General features: G+C 70.7%; 13 protein-coding genes. 5 read left to right on the top strand and 8 right to left on the bottom strand.

Annotated features, from left to right (window positions below; all coding sequences use genetic code 11):
• Positions 1-4 precede the first annotated feature (4 nt).
• The 6 genes from arfB to LV780_RS00090 form a co-directional block, all read right to left on the bottom strand.
• Entirely contained in the window at positions 5-430 is a 426-nt protein-coding gene (arfB, locus tag LV780_RS00115) for an alternative ribosome rescue aminoacyl-tRNA hydrolase ArfB (RefSeq protein WP_011907094.1), read from the bottom strand.
• A 278-nt stretch (positions 431-708) separates the two neighbouring features.
• Positions 709-1,335 (bottom strand): queuosine precursor transporter, encoded by a 627-nt coding sequence (locus tag LV780_RS00110; protein ID WP_108222171.1) that lies wholly within the window; start codon positions 1,333-1,335, stop codon positions 709-711.
• 81 nt (positions 1,336-1,416) lie between these two features.
• Positions 1,417-2,310 carry an esterase-like activity of phytase family protein gene (locus tag LV780_RS00105; protein WP_101341033.1) on the bottom strand — a complete coding sequence of 298 codons (894 nt, stop codon included), beginning with the start codon at positions 2,308-2,310 and terminating at the stop codon, positions 1,417-1,419.
• Positions 2,283-3,167, bottom strand: a complete 885-nt coding sequence (gene mepA / locus LV780_RS00100; protein WP_044247596.1) for a penicillin-insensitive murein endopeptidase — start codon at positions 3,165-3,167, stop codon at positions 2,283-2,285. Before mepA ends, LV780_RS00105 begins: the two co-directional genes overlap by 28 nt.
• Entirely contained in the window at positions 3,164-4,534 is a 1,371-nt protein-coding gene (locus LV780_RS00095; protein WP_108222170.1) for an MFS transporter, read from the bottom strand. Before LV780_RS00095 ends, mepA begins: the two co-directional genes overlap by 4 nt.
• Positions 4,535-4,601: 67 nt before the next feature.
• On the bottom strand, positions 4,602-5,129 hold the full coding sequence (locus LV780_RS00090) for an acyl-CoA thioesterase (protein WP_101341031.1): 528 nt from the start codon (positions 5,127-5,129) through the stop codon (positions 4,602-4,604).
• A 129-nt stretch (positions 5,130-5,258) separates the two neighbouring features.
• Between LV780_RS00090 and LV780_RS00085 the strand changes: the two genes are divergently transcribed.
• Genes LV780_RS00085 through yaaA form a run of 3 tightly spaced genes read left to right on the top strand, consistent with a single transcriptional unit; the run spans position 5,259 to position 8,422 of the window.
• Positions 5,259-5,546 (top strand): YggT family protein, encoded by a 288-nt coding sequence (locus LV780_RS00085; protein ID WP_011907088.1) that lies wholly within the window; start codon positions 5,259-5,261, stop codon positions 5,544-5,546.
• 57 nt (positions 5,547-5,603) lie between these two features.
• Positions 5,604-7,649 carry a DNA helicase RecQ gene (gene recQ / locus LV780_RS00080; protein WP_108222169.1) on the top strand — a complete coding sequence of 682 codons (2,046 nt, stop codon included), beginning with the start codon at positions 5,604-5,606 and terminating at the stop codon, positions 7,647-7,649.
• The gene (gene yaaA / locus LV780_RS00075; protein ID WP_108222167.1) at positions 7,649-8,422 is read left to right on the top strand and encodes a peroxide stress protein YaaA; all 774 of its coding nucleotides are present in this window, start codon (positions 7,649-7,651) and stop codon (positions 8,420-8,422) included. The genes recQ and yaaA overlap by 1 nt, the downstream gene beginning before the upstream one ends.
• Before the next feature lie 15 nt (positions 8,423-8,437).
• Here yaaA and LV780_RS00070 read toward each other — a convergent pair whose 3' ends face one another.
• The gene (locus tag LV780_RS00070) at positions 8,438-11,002 is read right to left on the bottom strand and encodes a response regulator (RefSeq protein WP_108222165.1); all 2,565 of its coding nucleotides are present in this window, start codon (positions 11,000-11,002) and stop codon (positions 8,438-8,440) included.
• 154 nt (positions 11,003-11,156) lie between these two features.
• Between LV780_RS00070 and LV780_RS00065 the strand changes: the two genes are divergently transcribed.
• Both LV780_RS00065 and pbpC read left to right on the top strand, forming a co-directional pair.
• The gene (locus LV780_RS00065) at positions 11,157-16,583 is read left to right on the top strand and encodes an alpha-2-macroglobulin family protein (protein ID WP_108222163.1); all 5,427 of its coding nucleotides are present in this window, start codon (positions 11,157-11,159) and stop codon (positions 16,581-16,583) included.
• Positions 16,580-18,604, top strand: coding sequence for a penicillin-binding protein 1C (gene pbpC, locus LV780_RS00060; RefSeq protein ID WP_108222161.1), 2,025 nt, complete (start codon positions 16,580-16,582; stop codon positions 18,602-18,604). Before LV780_RS00065 ends, pbpC begins: the two co-directional genes overlap by 4 nt.
• Before the next feature lie 9 nt (positions 18,605-18,613).
• On the opposite strand, the gene LV780_RS00055 is transcribed toward pbpC, so the two are convergent.
• Positions 18,614-19,783 carry an acetyl-CoA C-acyltransferase family protein gene (locus LV780_RS00055; RefSeq protein WP_011907082.1) on the bottom strand — a complete coding sequence of 390 codons (1,170 nt, stop codon included), beginning with the start codon at positions 19,781-19,783 and terminating at the stop codon, positions 18,614-18,616.
• Positions 19,784-19,818: the final 35 nt, after the last annotated feature.

Below are 19,818 nucleotides of genomic sequence, written 5' to 3'. Positions count from 1 at the left end.
GCCTTCAGGCGTCCTCGTCGCTCACCCGACCGCGCCCGGCCTTCACCTCGCCCCGGATCGCCTTGGCGGCCAGACGCCTCCGTTGGCTGCCGAGCGTGGGCTTGGTGGCGATCCGCCGCTTGGGCGCGACCAGCGCCGCGCGCACCAGCTCGACCAGACGCTCGCGCGCCAGTTCGCGGTTGCGCTGCTGGCTGCGGGTCTCCTCGGCCCGGATGACGATCGCCCCCTCCTGCGTCCAGCGGCGGCCCGCGAGCCGCTTGAGCCGCGCCTTAACCGCAGGCGCCAGATGCGGCGACCGCTCGGCCTCGAACCGCAGTTCCACCGCCGTCTCGACCTTGTTGACGTTCTGCCCGCCCGGCCCCGACGAGCGCGAGAAGCTCTCGGTCAGTTCCCAGTCGGCGAGCGTGATCTGATCGGTGATGCGCAGCATGAGAGGGGCCTACCGCGGCGGCCGGCCCGCCGCAACGGCCCCGGCCAACAGAGAAAGGGTCGCCAAGGCTGGCGACCCTTTCCGAGATCCAAGGAGATGAGCCAGTTAGGAGCTAGCCCAACTTCCGGTGCGTTTTAGGAGGGGCTGCCCTCAGAAAACACCCCCGCAAGCTGTCCCGACACGTCTCTCCAATATCACTCTAGACACTGGATCACCTCCTTTCAAATGGTTGCCGATGAGAGGAAGGTGGCACAGATCTGGTGTTTGTCAAATGATGATTACGCAACCTCTGCGGTCATCCGCCTGACAATTACGCGGAAAGGCAGAAGTGCCACCAAAGCGAGCAGAAGTTTGACGGACCAGTCCGCAACGGCCAGCGACAGCCAGAGCGGAGCCTCGGGGCCGGCCCCCAGAAGCGGCAGGATCTCGTTCGCCCATGACACATCGCTGCCCGGCTCCAGCCAGACGAGCGAGGCCGAGAAGGCGACCCCGAAGAAGATCAGCGTGTCGAGGCTCGAGCCGACGAGGGTCGAGGTCAGCGGCGCCCGCCACCAGCGGCGCGAATGGCGCAGCCGGTCGAACAGCGTCACGTCCAGCATCTGCGCCACGAGGAAGGCGAGCCCCGAGGCCAGCGCGATGCGCAGCGTGACCAGCGGGCCGAACTCGCCCATGATCTGCGTGCCGATCAGCGAGCAGAGGATGCCGGTGGCGAAGCCCGCCAGCACCACACGCCGCGCGGCGGCCGCGCCCTGCAGGCGGTTCGTCAGGTCGGTCACGAGGAAGGCGAGCGGATAGGTGAAGGCGCCCCAGGTCAGCCACTGGCCGAACAGGAACTGCACGAGGATGTTCGAGGCCACCACGATGGCGGCCATCGCCAGGATGGCGGGGATCAGGCTGCGGGTCATGTCGGTTCCGTTTTGACAAGGTCGCGGAGACTTGGCCCCCGTCGGGGGACAGCGCGGCCTACAGCCCCGAAGGGCGGCCTGTCAATCCGGGAGTCGGACCTCGACCACTTCCGTCCGCTGCACGAACAGGAAATTGTCGTCCGAGACCATGCTCACGACGATCCCGCCGCCCGGCTCCTGCCAGACCGAAATGCCTTCGAGGTTGTCGTAGCGGCCCGAGGGCGTCTCGAACAGGACCTCCTCCGACACAACCCCCTGAGGCCCGAACTCGAAGCGCCGCACCCGGCTGGCAAAGCCGAGGAATCCCCGGAAGTTGCGCTCGAGCAGGTAGAACCGGCCGTCGGGTCCGAAATCGGCCCCCACGGCGAGATAAGGCCCGCGGCGCGGCAGGTCGAAGGGCTGCGTCCACTCGCATCCGTCGAAGCGATAGACCGGGAACGGCCGGTTCAGGCGCCCCGACCGTTCGGGCAATGTGTAGAGCGCGCCCGTTGCGTCGATCGCCAGCGCCTCGAGCGCGCTGTTGTTCTGCATCAGCTGGAAATCCGGATGCACGGGCAGGTTCTCGGCCGGCCCCGCAAGGTCGCGATAGCGCAACACGCGCGCGGCGCCCTCGAACGACACATAGGCGGTGCCGTCGCGGGCAATGGCCAGGCCCTCGCTGTCGCTGCGACGGCGGGCCAGCGGCGCCTCGCCCCGGCCGCGCAGCATCCGCATCGGGTCGGTCTCGATGCCGGTGATCCGGCCGCTCGCGTCGCGCCGCACCTGGCCGCGGGTCCAGCTGCCCCGGTCGGACAGGAGCGTGAGCGACAGACCGTCGTCCGCCATCTCGATGGCCGAGAACCCGCCGAAGAGCGGGTCCTCCTTGCTCCAGGAAAAGCTCGTGAAGCGGTCGTCGCCTGGGCTGCCCGCGCTGCCGCCCAGCGCAAGCCCCCCGACGATCGCCGCGATCAGCGCGATGCGAGAACTTCGCGGCATTGGGCCGGCAGATCCGACAGGGTGAAGTCGCGCGCGCCCTTCGGCCGCGGGCCGCTTGGCCTCTGCGGCGGCGTCTTGGGCGGGTCCAGATAGTCGGTCACCCACCAGGTCAGCGTTTCGTCGCAGCCGTCGCCGCCCTTGGAGAGATCGGCCACCGTGGGTGTCTGCGTCTGACAGGCGACGGCGCCCCTCGGGCATTTCAGCCGGATGTGGAAATGCGTGTCATGGCCGGGAACCGGCCGGATCTTCTGCAGCCACGCCCGGTCGGCGCGGGTCGCGGTCCGGCACATCTCGAGCTTCACCGCGGCGGCCACGAAGATCCGGTCCACCCGGTCATCCGACGCGGCCGAGCGCAGGAGCGTGTGGTGCGCCCGGCTCCAGTTGGCGGTGACGCTCCGCTGATCGGCCGAACGGACGGGGATCGACGAGATCCGTTCGCGGTCCGCCACCGTGAGATCGAGCCGGCGCGGCGGCAGCATCCAGACATCGGCATCCAGACCGATCTGGTGGCTGGCATGGCCCGACGTCATCGGCCCGCCCCGCGGCTGGCTGATGTCGCCGATATAGAGCCCCGCCCAGCCGATCTGCCGGGCCGCGACCGACAGCGCCTGAAGGAACTCGATCATCTCGGGATGGCCCCACGCGCGGTTGCGCGACAGGCGCATCACCTGCCAGGTCGGCCCGCTCTCGGGCATCTGCACCAGGCCCGCCGCGCAGCCCCGGTTGTAGCTGCCGATCGGCATCGGTGCCTGCCGCGAGGCGGCCGTCTGCGCGCCGAAGAGCTGGTTCGCCTTCGGTTCGGCCTGAGCGGCGGTCGCCATCCCCATGGCGAGGATGAAAGAGAGGATGCGCATCATGTCACTGCCCGCTGTTCGCCTTCCGGTTTAACCCAGACTAGCAGAACGAGCCCCGCAAGGAAGAGCACGATCAGAGGAGCGATCCCCACGCGCTGCGATCCGCTGAGGCTGGTCGCGATCGCGATCAGCAGCGGGGCGAGGAAACTCGTGACCTTGCCCGACAGCGCATAGAGGCCGAAAGCCTCGGTCGCGCGCTCGGATGTGGTGTGGCGGGCCATCATCGTCCGGCTCGCCGCCTGAAGCGCCCCCCCGGCCCCGCCGATCAGCGCACCGCAGAGGAAGAAGATCTGGTCCGGCAGGCGCGAGCCCTCGGGCAGCGGCTGGCCGAAGAGGCTGTCGCGCGAGGTGGCGACGATGAGGATGCAGGTGGTGCAGAGAAGCAGGATGCAGGTGGCGATGACGGGCTTCGGGCCCCAGCGCCGGTCGGCGTGCCCTCCGAGCCACGAGGCGACGGTGGCCGTCACCGCCCCCACCACTCCGAAGACCCCGATCTGGATGATGCTCCAACCCAGCACGCCCGAGGCATAGACCCCGCCAAAGCCGTAGAGCGCATTCAGCGCGTCGCGGTAGAGCAGCGACGAGCCGAGATAGGCCGACAGGCTGCGCCTCCGCGGCAGGCTCATCAGAAAGCCGCGAAGCGAGGCCAGGCCTGCCCCGAGGCTCATGCGGCGCGGCTGGGCGGGTGGCTCCTTCACCCAGAGGAAGAAGGGCAGCATGAAGAGCAGATACCAGACCGCCGTGAACGGCCCGACCGCCCGCGTTCCCTCGCGCAGCGCCGGATCGAGGCCGAAGGCCGGCGGCAGTCCGATCAGCGTCCGGCCGGTGCTGGCGCTTTCGGCAAAGAACAGAAGCATGAGGGCCAGCGACAGCACGCCGCCGAGATAGCCGAAGGCAAAGCCCGATCCCGAGATCTCGCCGATCCGGTCCCGCGGCCCGAGCGCGGGCAGCAGCGCGTTGGTGAAGATGGTGGCAAACTCCATCCCCACGAAGCCAAGCCCGAAGCAGGCCAAGGCCCAGATGAGGGCGTCTCCGCCCGGCGTCAGGGCCCAGAGGCCGGCCGAGCCCACGAGGTAGAAGGCGGAAAAGCCCCAGATCCACACGAGCCTGCGGCCGCCCGCATCCGCCACCGCCCCGAGCAGCGGCGCAAGAAGGGCCACGACGAGGCTGGCAGAGCCAAGGCCCGTCGCCCACAGCGACTGCGCGGCCGCGCCGGCGGCCGACGGATCCATGCCGTCCGCGACAAAGCGGGCCCGCGCCACTTCGGCGAAATAGGGCGCGAAGACGAAGGTCAGCAGCAGCGTGTTGTAAGGCTGGCTTGCCCAGTCGAAGAAATACCAGCCCCAGATGCGCTTGTTTCCGCGTGCCATGGCCCCTCCGACGGATCGCGCGGATCAAGCCCGAAATGTCGCCGTGGCGCAAGCGATCGTCGGCCGCTCAGTGGGTCGGCGGCCAGGGCCGTGTCGCATCCGCCTCGATCCAGGCCGTCACCCAGTCCGGCAGGGGAGGACTCTCGTCGGCCTCGAGCAGCGCCGCCACCTCGGTCGGCGGGACGATCCCCGCGGGCGAGGTCACCGCCGCGCGCAGCAGCATGTGGCTCGTGCAGTCGCCCTTTCGCCAGAGGCTCTGCTCGATGTAGAAGAACCGCTCGTCCCAGCCGAGACAGCGGCTCACCATGTCGAGCCGGTCCATCAGCACGATCCGCCGCCGATAGCGCAACGAGCTGCCCGCCACCGTCAGGCCCCAGCCCCTGGCGGCGCAGGCGCGCGCCATTCCGGTCCGGTGGATCAGCGGCAACCGCCCGAGATCGAAGAGCGTCAGCGTCCGGCCGTTGTTCAGCTCGCGCCAGGGATCGAGATCCCAGGGCAGGCAGCGGTGCGAGGAACGGTGCGTGCCCAGAACGGGCAGCGGCGCGAGATCGCGCGTGCGGCGCATCTCCATGAAAAGGCGGAGGTAAGGATACATCAATCACTCCTTCACGCCTTGGGTGCTATGTCCTCACCAGGTCGTCAAGCCGCGACGCTGCGGAACGAGGTTGCCCTTTGCCGGGCCCGTCTATACCTGTCTGAGTGATTTCCCGTGAAGGATGCGTCCATGATATCCCTCTTCCAGATCCTGATGCTGATCCTCGACATCGCGAAGTTCATCATCTTCGTGCACATCATCATGAGCTGGCTCATCAACTTCGAGGTGCTGAACCTGCGCCAGCCGCTCGTCGGCCAGATCTGGGACGGGCTGAGCCGCCTGCTCGAGCCGATCTATTCGCAGGTCCGGCGGATCCTGCCCTCGATGGGGGGCCTCGATCTGGCACCGCTGATCGTGCTGGTCGCGATCTATGCGCTGCAGATCGTGCTTCGGAACAACATGGCCGCCTTCTACTGACCTGCCCCTTCGCACCTGCCGGTCCGGCCACCGCGCCGGACCCTACCGGATTCCGACATGCCGGCGCCGCGTGACCTTCTCCATTCCGTCTTTGGCTTCCCCGACTTCCGTCCGGGGCAGGAAGAGATCGTGCAGGCCGTGCGCGCCGGTCGCAACACGCTCGCCATCATGCCCACGGGGGGCGGCAAGTCGCTCTGCTACCAGTTGCCCGCGCTCTGCCGCGAGGGGGTGACGCTCGTCGTCTCGCCATTGATCGCGCTGATGCGCGACCAGGTGCGCTCGCTGCGCGAGGCGGGGGTCGAGGCGGGCGCCCTGACCTCGGGCAACACCGAGGCCGAGACGGACGAGGTGTTCCGGGCGCTCGACGAGGGCCGGATCAAGCTGCTCTACATGGCGCCCGAGCGGCTCGCCTCGGCAGGCGCCTTCGCGCTGCTGCGTCGGGTGGGCGTCAGCCTCATCGCGGTGGACGAGGCCCATTGCGTCAGCCAGTGGGGACACGACTTCCGCCCCGACTACCTGCGCATCGGCGAATTGCGCCGCGCGCTCGACGTGCCACTTGCGGCCTTCACCGCGACGGCCGACGCCGAGACGCAGGAAGAGATCGTCGCGCGCCTCTTCGACGGCGCGCCTCCCGCGACGTTCCTGCGCGGCTTCGACCGGCCGAACATCCACCTCGCCTTCGCCGTCAAGTCGAGCCCTCGGCAGCAGATCCTGTCCTTCGCGGCCGCCCGCAAGGGCCGCTCGGGCATCGTCTATTGCGCGACGCGGGCCAAGACCGAGACGCTCGCCCAGGCGCTGCGCGAGGCGGGCCATTCCGCCTGCCACTACCACGGCGGGATGGAGGCCGACGATCGCCGCGCCGTCGAGATCCGCTTCCAGCAGGAGGACGGGCTGATCGTGGTGGCGACGGTGGCCTTCGGGATGGGGATCGACAAGCCGGACATCCGCTGGGTGGCCCATGCCGACCTGCCCAAGTCGATCGAGAGCTATTACCAGGAGATCGGCCGCGCCGGCCGCGACGGCGCCCCGGCCGAGACGCTGACCATCTACGGACCCGACGACATCCGCCTGCGCCGCGCCCAGATCGACGAGGGGCTGGCCCCGCCCGACCGCAAGGCCGCCGATCACGCCCGGCTGAACGCGCTTCTGGGGCTGGCCGAGGCCACCGGCTGCCGGCGGCAGGTTCTGCTCGGCTATTTCGGCGAGGCGTCGCAGCCCTGCGGCACCTGCGATCTCTGCGAGCGTCCGGCCGAGCTGTTCGACGCGACCGAGCCCGTGCGCAAGGCGCTCTCGGCGATCCTGCGCACGGGCGAATGGTTCGGGACCGGCCATCTGATCGACATCCTGACCGGCAATGCGACCCAGAAGGTGCGCGACCGTGGGCACGACCAGCTTCCCACCTTTTCGGTCGGCCGCGATCTGTCCCGCCCGGCGTGGGAGGCGGTGTTCCGGCAGATGATGGGGCGCGACCTCGTGCGCCCCGACACCGAACGCCACGGCGCGCTGAAGATGACCGAGGCCGCGCGCCCCATCCTGCGCGGCGAGGAGCAGATCACGCTCCGCCGCGACACGGTGAAATCCGCCGCGGCACGGCCGCAGGCCCGCGCGCTGGTCTCGGAAGAGGATGCGCCACTTCTCTCCGCGCTGAAAGCCAAGCGCCGGGCGCTGGCCGAGGCCGCGGGCGTGCCGGCCTATGTGATCTTCACCGACCGAACCCTGATCGAGATGGCCGAGCGCCGCCCGCAGAGCCTGGATGACATGGCCGGCATCACGGGGGTCGGCGCCAAGAAGCTGGACAGTTACGGCGCGACCTTCCTTGAAGTCATCACCGGCGAGGCCGAGGCCGCCATGCATCCCCAGCGCCGCCGCCTCGCAGGGCGCAACTCGGCCGAGCTGTTCGACCGGCTGGCCGAGGTTCAGGTCGCGCTGATGCGGGGCGAGGACGGAACGGGCAAGCCCATGAGCCTGCCGCAGAGCACGCTGCGCCGGATCGCCGAGGCGCGGCCCTCGACGCTGGCGGATCTCGACCGCGTCGGCGATCTGGGCGCCCAGAAGATGGAGCGGTTCGGCGACGCCTTCCTCGACGTGCTGCGCGAGGCCTGATGCTCACCGTCCTGTCGCCCGCAAAGCGCCTCGCGGCGCGGCCCCGGCTGGATCTGCCGCGCGGCCTCTCGCCCACCTCTCCGTGGTTTCAGAACGAGGCCGACGAACTGGCGGCGGTGGCCCGCGGGCTGACCGCCGCGGACCTGCGCCGGCTCATGCATATCTCCGAGCCGCTGGCCCGGCTGAACGTCGCGCGATTTGCGGAATTTCACGAAGCGCGAACGGCAGCCGTTCCGGCGCTCGCGCTCTTCGACGGCGACACCTATACCGGCCTCGAGGCGCGGACGCTGGACGAGGATGCGCTTCGCTGGGCGCAGGACCGGGTCTGCATCCTCTCGGGGCTCTATGGCCTGCTGCGACCGCTCGACCTGATCCAGCCGCACCGGCTGGAGATGGGGACCCGGCTCAAGACCGCGCGAGGGGTCAGCCTCTACGAGTTCTGGGGCGACCGGATCGCCCTCGCCCTGAACGAGCGCGCGACCAAGACGGGTGCCCGCGCACTGATCAACTGCGCCTCGGCAGAGTATTTCTCGGCCGTGGATCTCGAGGCACTGTCCCTTCCGGTGATCTCGCCCGTCTTCCTCGAAGAGCGCGAGGGGGAACGCAGGATCGTCAGCTTCTGGGCCAAGCGGGCCCGCGGCGCGATGGCCCGTTTCATCGCCGAGAACAGGCTCGAGCACCCCGAGGAGATCCTCTCCTTCCGCGCGGGCGGCTATGCGTTCGAACCCGACCTCTCGACCGACGACCGGCCGGTCTTCCTGCGCACCGCCTGACGGAACCGCCAGACATCAGGGCCCGGTGCCTGTTGCGGCCGCATCCGCGCCGGGATGCAAAGGGCGGGCCTCGGCCGGGCAGAAGGCCGCCAGCGTCTCGAGGATCGCGGCGCGCCGGAGCGGCTTGGTCAGCGTCCGGTCGATGCCCACGGCGGCGCTGGCCAGGGCGTCGCTCTCGAGCGCATGGGCGGTGAGGGCGACGATCGGCACATGATGGCCGTCGGCTTCACGCGCGCGAATGGCCCGGGCGGCGGCGCGGCCGTCCATCTCGGGCATCGAGATGTCCATGAAGACAAGATCGGGCTGGAGCCGGTCGAACAGCTCGACCGCCTCGCGGCCGTTGGCGGCGAAGCTGAGGTCGATGTCGAGGTCACGCACCATCTTGCGAAAGACCAGCTGGTTCGTCCGGTTGTCCTCGGCGGCAAGCACGCGCATCCGGCGCAGTTCGGGCATGGCGGCGGGAGGCGGGGGCGCCTCGGGTTCGGCCGGGGCCACCGTCAGGCTCTGAAGCCGCCGGTAGAGATCCGATCGCAGCAGCGGCTTTTGCAGCACGCCCGCCAGCAGCGCCGCCGCGGGGTGATCGCGCACCCCCGCCGGGTTCGAGGTCAGAAGCAGGATCGGCATCAAGGACCCGCAGGCCCGCACCCTCTCGGCGAGGGCCAGCCCGTCCAGCTCGGGCATCTCGTGATCGGTCAGCAGCAGATCATAGTCGGGGTCCGAGATCAGCTCGGACAGGGCCTCGCTGCCCGACCGGCAGAGCCGGACCTCGATCCCGCAGGGGGCAAGCTGGCGCTCGAGTATGGTGCGGTTGATGAACTGGTCATCCACCACCAGCGCCCGACGCACCATCAGCGGCTCGGCCGGAGCGGCCTCGTCATCGCAGGCCGGCAGCGAGAGCCGGAAGCCGAAGCAGGAACCGCGCCCCAGCTCGCTCTCGACCCAGACCGTGCCCTGCATCATCTCGATCAGCCGGCGGGTGATGGCCAGGCCCAGCCCCGTCCCTTCGAACCGGCGCGTGGCCTCGGCGTCGATCTGGTTGAACTCGCCGAAGACGTGGTCGAGGTTGCCGGGGGCGATCCCGATGCCGGTATCCTCGACCGTGACATGCAGATCGTGCCGGCCGGGCTCGACCTCGAGCCCCACGACGCGGATCAGCACATGGCCCGCTTCGGTGAATTTCACCGCGTTGCCGATCAGGTTCGTCAGCACCTGCCGGAGGCGGCAGGGATCGCCCACAAACCGCGTGGGAAGGAACATGTCGAAATCGATCAGCAGATCGAGCCCCTTGGCCCGCGCCTGAGGCTGGAGAAGCATCGCGACCTCGTGGATCGTCCGTTCGAGGTCGAAGGGCTCGGGGTAAAGCGTCAGCCGGTTCGCCTCGATCTTGGAGTAATCCAGGATGTCGTTGATGATGACCAGGAGCGCCTCGCCCGAGGAACGGATCGTCTCGGCAAAGAGGCGCTGATCCTCGGTCAGCGGGGTCTCGCAGAGCAGGTCGGCCATGCCCACGATCCCGTTCATCGGCGTGCGGATCTCGTGGCTCATGTTGGCGAGGAAGGCGGACTTGGCGCGGCTTGCCGCCTCGGCCGCGGCGCGGGCCGTCTCGAGCGCGGCCTGCTGCAGCTTGAGCTGCGTGATGTCCACCCCAAGGCCCACCCGGCCGCCATCGGGGGTCTCGTGCTCGATCACCCGCATCCAGCGCCCGTCATCGAGCTGCTGCTCGGCCGCTCCGCCCAGTTGGCGGAAGGCGGCGAGCCTGTCGGTCAGCCACTCCTCCTCGCGGCCGGCGGCGTCGGGGAACTGACCGTTGGCAAGGCCGTGGCGGAGGATCTCTTCGAAACGCGCGCCGGGCTGCATCGCCGGCGCCGAGCGGGGATAGATCTCGCGGTGGCGGTCGTTGCAGAGCACGAGCCGCTCGGCACGGTCAAAGAGCACGAAACCATCGGGAATCGCGTCGATCGCCGCGCGCAGCCGCATCTGTTCGGTGATGTCGATCAGAAGGCTCACCATGTCGCCGTCACGGGCGCGCCGGTTGACCAGGCGCATCCACTGGCCCGACGTCCGCCGCAGGATGATCGGCTGGACCGGATCCTCATCCCAGCGGCTGGCCATGCGCGCGCACCAGGCATCGGGCGCCTCGCCGCCAAGGTCGATCAGCCCGTTCCCGACCGTCACCTCCAGAAGATCCATCAGCGTCATGCCGAGCCGCACCTCGACCCCCGCGAAATGCGCGCGATAGGCCTCGTTCGCGGCCACGAGCCGCTGGTGCGAATCATAGACGGCAAAGCCATCCTCGATCGTGTCGATGGAATCCCACAGGCGCCGTTCGGCCATGACGGCCGCCGTGTGGGCCCGTTCCAGTTCGACCAGGAAGCGGCTGTTCTGGCCCTTGAGCCGTTCGGCCTCGGAAAGGGCGGTCTTCACCACGGCGCGCTGCTCGATGATCTGATCCGACAGCGCCCGCGCGTGGATCGCGAGCTTTTCGTTCGCGGCGAACAGCTCCCGCTGCTTGTATTCCAGCAGGCGTTCCGCCGCGAGCCGCGCCCGCCGCTCCTTCGCCAGCCTTTGTTCGATATCCATCCGCCCGTCCCGCCTGTTCCGCGGACATGTTGCGGCGGCCATGATGAATCCCCGCTTAAGCGCGAACCGCGCGACCGAAGAAAAGCCTCCCGCGAATCCTTGCCTCGGCGTGGGGGCGGTGACAGCATCCGGGTGACTTCAGGAGGAGAACCCGATGCGCACCCGTCACTTGCTGCCGGCCCTGATGCTTGGACTTCTGCTGCCGCTCTCGGCCATGGCCCAGGACTGGCTGCCGGACCGCCGCTTCGTCCTCAGCGCCGACACGGACCTGCCGGGCAGCGACATTGCCACCCTCCTCGACACCACGCTCGAGGCCTGCGAGCGCGCCTGCCTGTCGCGCGCGGGCTGCGTGGCCTTCACCTACAACGCGCGCAACGGCTCGTGCTTCCCCAAATCCGCCTCGGGCGACGAGGCGCCCTATCAAGGCGCCACCTCGGGCGTCGTGGTCCCGGCGGACCCGGCCCGGCAGGAGACGGCGCGCCTTCGCGCGTCCGAGCTGGCCTTCCTGCCGGACTACGACCTGACGCGCGCGAAGGAGCAGGCCGCGAGCCTCGGAAACGAACATGCGGTGAACGGCTTCACCGCCGACGAGCATCTTCGCAGCGCCTCTCGCGCCCAGGCGCAGGGTGATCTCTTGGCGGCGGCGAACTTCACGGGCGCCGCGGTCAACGCCTCGGACCGGGGCGAGACATGGATCGACTACGCCCGCCGACTGCGCGCGGCGGGCGAGCCCGACACGAGGGGCCGCGACATGCTGCGCGACCGCGCCTTCCGCGCCGCCATCAACGGCTATCTCCGCGCCGCCACCCCGGCGCTGCGCCATACGGCGCTGGTCGAACTGGGGCTCGCGGCCGAAGCGGTGGACCGCGGGCGCGACATGGTGCAGGCGCTGCGGCTGGCCCAGTCGATCCAGCCGCGGGACGATACGGCGCGGCTGCTGGCCTCGGCGGCGGGCAAGTACGGGTTCCGCATCATCGAGGACACGGTCGAGGCGGACACGGCGCGCCCGCGGATCTGCGTCACCTTCTCTGAAAGTCTGGTCGAGAGCGGCGTGGACTATTCCAGCTTCGTCCAGCTCACCGAGCCGGGTCTGACGGTCGAGGCCGAGGACCGACGGATCTGCGTGGGCGGCGTGAGCCACGGCGCGCGCCATGTGCTGACCTTCCGCGAGGGGCTGCCCGCGGCCGACGGCCAGACGCTCGCCCGATCGGTGCAGATCGCGGCCTATGTGCGCGACCGCGCGCCCTCCGTCCGGTTCCCGAGCCGCGCCTATGTGCTGCCACGAACCGGCTCTCCGGCAATCCCGGTCGAGACGGTGAATACCCAGACACTCGATCTGGCCGTCTATCGCGTGTCGGACCGCAACTTGTTGCGGGCTATCCAGCAGGACTATCTCGGCCGGCCGCTCGATCAGTGGCAGGCGGACCAGTTCACCTCGGAGGTGGGCGAAGAGATCTGGACGGGCACGGGCGAGGTGGCCATGGAGGTCAACCGCGACATGACCACCCGCCTGCCGATGGACGCGCCGCTGCGGGGCCTGCCCGGGGGCATCTACGCGCTGAAGGCCGCGATCCCGGGGCAGGACCGCTACGAGCATCCGCCCGCCTGGCAATGGTTCGTGGTCTCGGACCTGGGTGTGACCACGCTCTCGGGGACCGACGGGCTGCATGTCTTCGTGCGCAGCCTCGGGACGGCCGAGCCAAAGGCGGGCGTCGAGGTCGAGCTTCTGTCGCGCGCGAACGCCGTTCTCGGCACGGCCACGACCGACGCCGAGGGCCTTGCCGCCTTCGATCCGGGCCTGACCCGCGGCACCGGCGCGGCCGAGCCCGCGCTCGTCGTGGTGAAGGAGGGCGAGGCGGATGTGGCCTTCCTCTCGCTGACCGACCCGGAGTTCGATCTCTCCGACCGCGGCGTCGAGGGGCACGAGCCTGCCCCTCCGGTGGATGTGTTCCTTGCGACCGACCGCGGGGCCTACCGGGCTGGCGAGACGGTCCATGCGCTCGCGCTGGCGCGCGATGCCGCCGCCGCGGCCATCGAGGGCCTGCCGCTGACCGCGATCCTCAAGCGCCCGGACGGGGTGGAATATTCCCGCGCACTGGCCTCGGGCACCGGCGCGGGCGGCCATGTGTTCGACCTGCCGCTTGCGGGCACCGCGCCGCGCGGCGTGTGGCGGCTGGAGGTGCTGGCGGATCTCGAGGCGGCCCCGCTGGCCGCGAAGACCCTGCTGGTCGAGGATTTCCTGCCCGAGCGGATCGACGTTGCGGCCAGCCTGCCCGAGGCGCCCATTAAGCTCGGCGATGCGCCCGAACTGACGGTCGAGGCCAGTTTCCTCTATGGCGCGCCGGGGGCGGACCTCGCCATCGAGGGCGAGGTGCTGCTGCGCACGGCCGAGGGGCTGCCCGGCTTCCCCGGCTATGTCTTCGGCCGGTCCGACCGCCGGTTCGATCCGCAGATCGCCTCGTTCGGCGGCGAGCGCACGGACGAGACAGGAGCGGCCCGCTTTGCGATCCGCCTGCCGCAGGTGGAGGATCCGGCGCGTCCGCTCGAGATCCTTGTGGCGGCGCGGGTTTCGGAAGGGTCAGGTCGCCCGGTCGAGCGGACGATCACCCGCCGGCTGCGTCCGGCCGAGCCGATGATCGGCCTGCGCCCGCTCTTTGACGGGGTGGCCGCGCAGGGGTCCGAGGCGCGTTTCGCGCTGGTGGGCGTGGGCCCCGAGGAGACGCCCGTGCCGATGCAGGTGCGTTGGACGCTGAACCGGGTCGAGACCGACTATCAATGGTATCAGCAATGGGGCAACTGGGCGTGGGAGCCGGTCGAGACCCGCACCCGCGTGGCCGAGGGCGAGGCGCAGCTGGGCACCTCTCCGGTCGAGATCGGGGCCCCGGTGGACTGGGGACAATACGAGCTTGTGGTCGAGCGCGCCGACGGCCGGCCGGCCGCGAGCTCCACCAGCTTCCATGCCGGCTGGTATGCCCCCGCCGATGTCACCGCGACACCCGACACGCTGGAACTGTCGCTCGACAAGCCCGCCTACCGGCCGGGCGAGACGGCGCAGCTTCGGATCGTGCCGCGCGCGCCGGGCAAGGCGCTGGTGACGGTGCTCTCGAACCGGGTGATCGCGATGAAGGCGGTCGAGGTCGGTGAGGGCGAGACGCTGGTCGATCTGCCGGTGACGGACGACTGGGGGACGGGCGTCTATGTGACGGCCACGCTCCTGCGGCCGATGGACGTGGCGGCCGGGCGCAACCCGACCCGCGCCCTGGGGCTGGCCCATGCGGCCATCGACCCCGGCGAGAAGAGGCTCGCGGCCACGATCGAGACCGCCGCCGAGGCCGCGCCGCGTGGCCCGATGGAGATCGCGGTCAAGGTCGAGGGGACAGCGCCGGGCGAGACGGTCCACGCCACGATTGCCGCCGTCGATGTGGGGATCCTGAACCTCACCGGCTTCGAGACGCCCGACCCCGAGGATCATTACTTCGGCCAGCGCAAGCTCGGCGTCGGCATCCGCGACCTCTACGGGCGGCTGATCGACGGGATGAACGGCGCGCAGGGCTCGGTCCGCTCCGGCGGGGATGGCGGGCGTGCGCAGATGCAGGCGCCGCCTCCGACGGAAGAGCTGGTGGCCTTCTTCTCCGGCCCGGTCGAGGTGGGGGCCGACGGCCTCGCCCGCGCGCGCTTCGATCTGCCGGCCTTCAACGGCACGGTGCGGGTGATGGCGGTCGTCTGGTCGAAGACCGGCGTCGGCCATGCCGAGCAGGATGTGCTCGTGCGCGATCCGGTGGTGGTGACGGCGAGCCTGCCGCGCTTCCTCGCGCCGGGCGACGAAAGCCGCCTTCTCCTCGAGATCGCCCACGCGACCGGCCCCGCCGGACGGGTGAGCCTCGATGTCTCCTCGCCGGGCCTCACGGTCGGATCGGTGCCCTCGGGCCTCGATCTGGCCGAAAAAGGCCGAGCGCGCGTTGAAGTTCCGGTTTCGGCCGGCCGGACGGGCCTGCAGGAGATCGAGGTCGCGCTCACCACGCCGGAGGGCAAGCAGCTGACGAGGCGCCTTGTGGTGCCGGTGCAGGTGAACGACCCCGAGATCACGCGGCGCGACCGGCTGACGCTCGATGCGGGCCAGACATTCACGCTGGACGACAACCTGTTTGCCGGCTTCGCGCCGGGCACGGGGCGCGCGACCATGGCCATCGGCCCGATCGCGCGGCTCGATACGGCGGGGCTGCTGGCCAGCCTGGACCGCTATCCCTATGGCTGCACCGAGCAGATCACCTCGCGGGCGCTGCCGCTCCTCTACCTGAGCGGCGTGGCCCGGGCGCTCGATCTGCCCGGCACCGAGGACATGTCGGCGCGCATCGGGCAGGCCATCGACGAGGTGCTGACCAACCAGACGGCCGAAGGGGCCTTCGGCCTCTGGCGGGCGCAGTCGGGCGACTTCTGGCTTGACGCCTATGTCACCGACTTCCTCTCCCGCGCGAAGGCGCAGGGATACAAGGTGCCGGATCTGGCCATGCGCCGGGCGCTCGACAACCTCCGCAATCAGGTGAACTACGCCGCCGACTTCGACTCGGGCGGCGAGGGGCTGGCCTATGCGCTGATGGTGCTGGCCCGCGAAGGAGCGGCCGCCATCGGCGACTTGCGCTACTATGCCGATGTGAAGGGCGACGCCTTTGCCACGCCCGCGGCGCAGGCCCAGCTTGGCGCGGCGCTCGCCAGCTACGGCGATCAGGTCAGGGCGGATGCGATGTTCCGCAAGGCCGCCGCCCGGCTCAACGCCGCGCTTGCCGCGCCATCCGAGCAGCTGTTCCGTGCCGACTACGGCACCCCGTACCGCGACACGGCCACGGTGCTCACGCTGGCGGCCGAGGCCGGCTCGCAGGCGGTGGACCGCGAGGCGGTGACGACCGCGCTCGCCACGCGGACCGGCACGCTCTCCACGCAGGAGGCGACCTGGACGCTTCTGGCCACGAACGCCCTGATCGACCGGCCGGAGGTGGAGGGCATCGCCCTCGACGGCGCGCCCGCGACAGGCCCGCTCGTGCGGCTCTTGCGCGACGGGGATCCGGCGGTGGCGGTCACCAACTCGGGTGGCCCGCAGGTGCTGACCATCACGACCACCGGGGTTCCCTCGGAGCCCGCGCCCGCCGGGGGCAACGGCTATGCCATCGCGCGAAGCTACTACACGATGGAGGGCGAGGCCGCCGATCCGGCCTCGGTCGCGGCGGGCACGCGGCTGGTGGCGGTGCTGGAAGTGACACCCTTCGGCAACGGCGAGGGCCGGCTCATGGTCAACGACCCGCTGCCCGCGGGATTCGAGATCGACAACCCGAACCTGATGCGGGGCGGACAGGTCGATGCGCTGGACTGGCTCGCGCCGGTCGAGGATGTGGCCCATGCCGAGTTCCGGCAGGACCGTTTCCTCGCCGCGCTCGACCGGCTCGACGGCGAGGCCTTCCGGCTGGCCTATGTCGTGCGCGCCGTCTCGCCGGGCACGTTCCACCACCCCGCGGCCTCGGTCGAGGACATGTACCGGCCCGAGTTCCGCGCCTGGACCGAGGCGGGCCGCGTCTCCGTCACCCCATGATCCGGGCGCGGTGGCTGTTCGCGGCGGCGGCAGGCCTGTTCCTCGCCGCCGCCGCCCGCGACGGGTTCGACGGCTTCATCGCCGCGACGGACATGCCGCCCCTCGCCCTGCAGACCTCGGTCGAGGTCGAGGCGCGCGACGGCACGCTCCTGCGCGCCTATACGGTCGCAGACGGCCGGTGGCGGCTGGAGCCTGGGCCGGTCGATCCCTTGTTCCTGAAGATGCTGGTGGCCTATGAGGATGGCCGCTTTGACCGCCATCCGGGAGTGGACGGCCGGGCCTTGCTGCGCGCGGGCTGGCAGGCGCTGCGCCATGGGCAGGTCGTCTCGGGCGGCTCGACGCTGACCATGCAGGTCGCGCGGTTGCTGGAAGAGAGCGGCACCGGAAGGATGGCGGGCAAGCTGCGGCAGATGCGTGTCGCGCTCGCGCTGGAACGGCGACTGTCGAAGCCGGAGATCCTGTCGCTCTACCTCCGCCTTGCGCCCTATGGCGGCAATCTCGAGGGGGTCCGGGCGGCCTCGATCTCCTATCTCGGCAAGGAGCCCGGCCGGCTGACCGCGGCCGAGGCGGCGCTTCTGGTCGCGATCCCGCAATCGCCCGAGAGCCGGCGCCCCGACCGCCACCCCGAGCGGGCCGAGGCGGCGCGGGCCCGCGTCCTTGCCCGGGCCGTGCGGGCGGGCGTGATCGAGGCCGAGCGGGCCGAGGCCGCCCTGCGCGAGCCGGTGCCCCGCGCGCGCAAGCCCTTCCCCGCCCTCGCGCCGCATCTGGCCGACCGCGTGGTGAAGGCCGATCCCTTGCGCCAGAAGCATCGTCTGACGCTGGACGCGGCCCTGCAGAAGCGGCTCGAGGCGCTGGCCGCCGAGACGCTCGAGGCGCGGGGCGAGCGGCTTCAGGTGGCGATGCTGGTGGCCGACCACCGCTCGGGCGAGATCCTCGCCTCGGTCGGCTCGGCGGCCTATCGCGCCGATCGGCGGCAGGGCTTTCTCGACATGACCGTGGCGCTGCGCAGCCCTGGCTCGCTCCTCAAGCCGCTGATCTACGGGCTCGCTTTCGACGAGGGCCTCGCCCATCCCGAGACCCTGCTCGACGACCGGCCGATGGATTTCGCGGGCTACCGGCCGCAGAACTTCGACCGGATATTCCGCGGCGAAATCCGCGCGCGCGAGGCGTTGCAGCTCTCCCTCAACCTGCCCGCGGTCGCGCTGACCGATGCGCTGGGACCGGCGCGGCTTCTGTCGGCGCTGGAGCAGGCCGGGGTGAAGCCGGTGCTGCCGGGCGGGCAGCCGGGCCTCGCCGTGGCGCTGGGGGGCGTAGGGGTCACGCTGTCCGACATGGTGCAGCTCTTTGCGACGCTGGCGCGGGGCGGCGTGGTCCTGCCGCTCCATGTCGCGGGTGAGGGCGCGCCGGGGCGCCGGCTTCTGTCCGAGGTGTCGGCCTGGCAGGTGGCCGACATCCTCGCGGGTCTGGCGCCGCCGCCCGGATCGCCCGCGAACCGGCTGGCCTACAAGACCGGCACGAGCTACGGCCACCGTGACGCCTGGGCGGTGGGGTTCGACGGACGGCATGTGGTCGGCGTCTGGCTCGGGCGGGCCGACGGAACGCCGGTGCCGGGTGTCTTCGGCGCCGATCTCGCGGCGCCGGTTCTGTTCCGCACCTTCGCCCGGCTGAAGCCCGCGCTCGATCCGTTGCCGCCCCCGCCGCGCGCGGCCCTGACCGTGAGCAACGCCGAGTTGCCCCAGCCGCTCCGCCGGTTCCGCTCGCGTCTTGCGGCCTTCCAGACGGCGGGCGGGCCGCAGGTCGCCTTCCCGCCCGACGGGGCCGAGGTCGAGCGGCTGCGCGGCGGCCTGAAGGTGAAGGTCGAGGGCGGGGCCGCGCCCTTCACCTGGCTTGCCAATGGGGCGCCGGTCGCGGTCTCGCTCGGCGGGCGCGAAACGATGCTCGACCTGCCGGCGGGATTCCTCACCCTGTCGGTGATCGACGCGGACGGCCGCTCGGCCCGGACAAGCGTTCGGCTGCGCTAGGCGCGGCCGTCAGACCCGTTCCAGCGCCAGCGCGATCCCCTGCCCGCCGCCGATGCACATGGTGACAAGCGCGCGACGCCCGCCGGTGCGGTGCAGCTCGTGCAGCGCCTTCACCGTGATGATCGCCCCCGTGGCGCCGACCGGATGGCCGAGCGCGATGGCGCCACCGTTCGGATTGACCTTCGCCGGATCGAAGTCGAGCGCGCGGCTCACCGCCAGCGCCTGCGCGGCAAAGGCCTCGTTCGACTCGATCACGTCGAAGTCCGCGACCGAGAGGCCCGTGCGTGCGCAGAGCGCCTGCACCGCCGGGATCGGCCCCAGCCCCATCACCTCGGGATCGACGCCCGCATGGGCATAGCCGATGAGCCGGCCGAGCGGACGCGCGCCGGGCACCGCCCCCTCGCGCGCCAGCACCAGCGCGCCGGCTCCGTCGTTGATGCCGCTCGCATTGCCGGCCGTCACGGTGCCGCCCTTCTGGAAGGCGGGGCGCAGACCCGCCAGCGCCTCGGCCGTGGTGGCCTTGGGATGTTCGTCCCGCGCGAAGGAAACCGGCCCCTTGCGGGAGGCGATCTCCACCGGGGCGATCTGGCCGTCAAACCGCCCCTCCTCCTGCGCGCGCGCGGCACGGGTCTGGCTTTCCAGCGCGAAGGCGTCCTGATCCTCGCGGCTGATGCCGTGCCGCTCGGCCACGATCTCGGCGGTGATGCCCATGTGGCCGGTGCCGAAGGGGCAGTTCAGCGCCCCCGTCATCATGTCGAGCGCGCGCGTGTCGCCCATCTTCTGTCCCCAGCGGGCCGAGGCCAGCACGTAGGGCGCGCGGCTCATCGATTCCGCCCCGCCCGCCAGCGCCACCTCGGCATCGCCCAGCATCAGCGCCTGCATGGCCGAGACGATGGCCTGCACGCCCGAGCCGCAGAGCCGGTTCACGTTCATTGCCGGCACGCCCGAGGGGATGCCCGCCTGCATCGCCGCCACGCGCGAGAGATACATGTCGCGCGGCTCGGTGTTGATCACATGGCCGAAGACCACATGGCCGACGCGGTCCGGCTCGACCCCCGCGCGCTCCAGCGCGGCGCGGGTGACGGTGGTGGCCAGATCGCCCGGCGGCACGGCGGCGAGCGCGCCGCCGAAGCCGCCGATGGCGGTCCGCACGGCGGAGAGGATGAGGATGTCGGACATGGCGCGGCCTTTCTCTCTGTTCGAGGCACAGCTTA

The organism is Cereibacter azotoformans, from assembly GCF_021391315.1.
In the GTDB taxonomy this organism is placed as follows: Bacteria; Pseudomonadota; Alphaproteobacteria; order Rhodobacterales; family Rhodobacteraceae; genus Cereibacter_A; species Cereibacter_A azotoformans.
The sequence above is the reverse complement of the archived record's forward strand: the minus strand, read 5'-3'. Positions and strand labels throughout refer to the sequence as shown.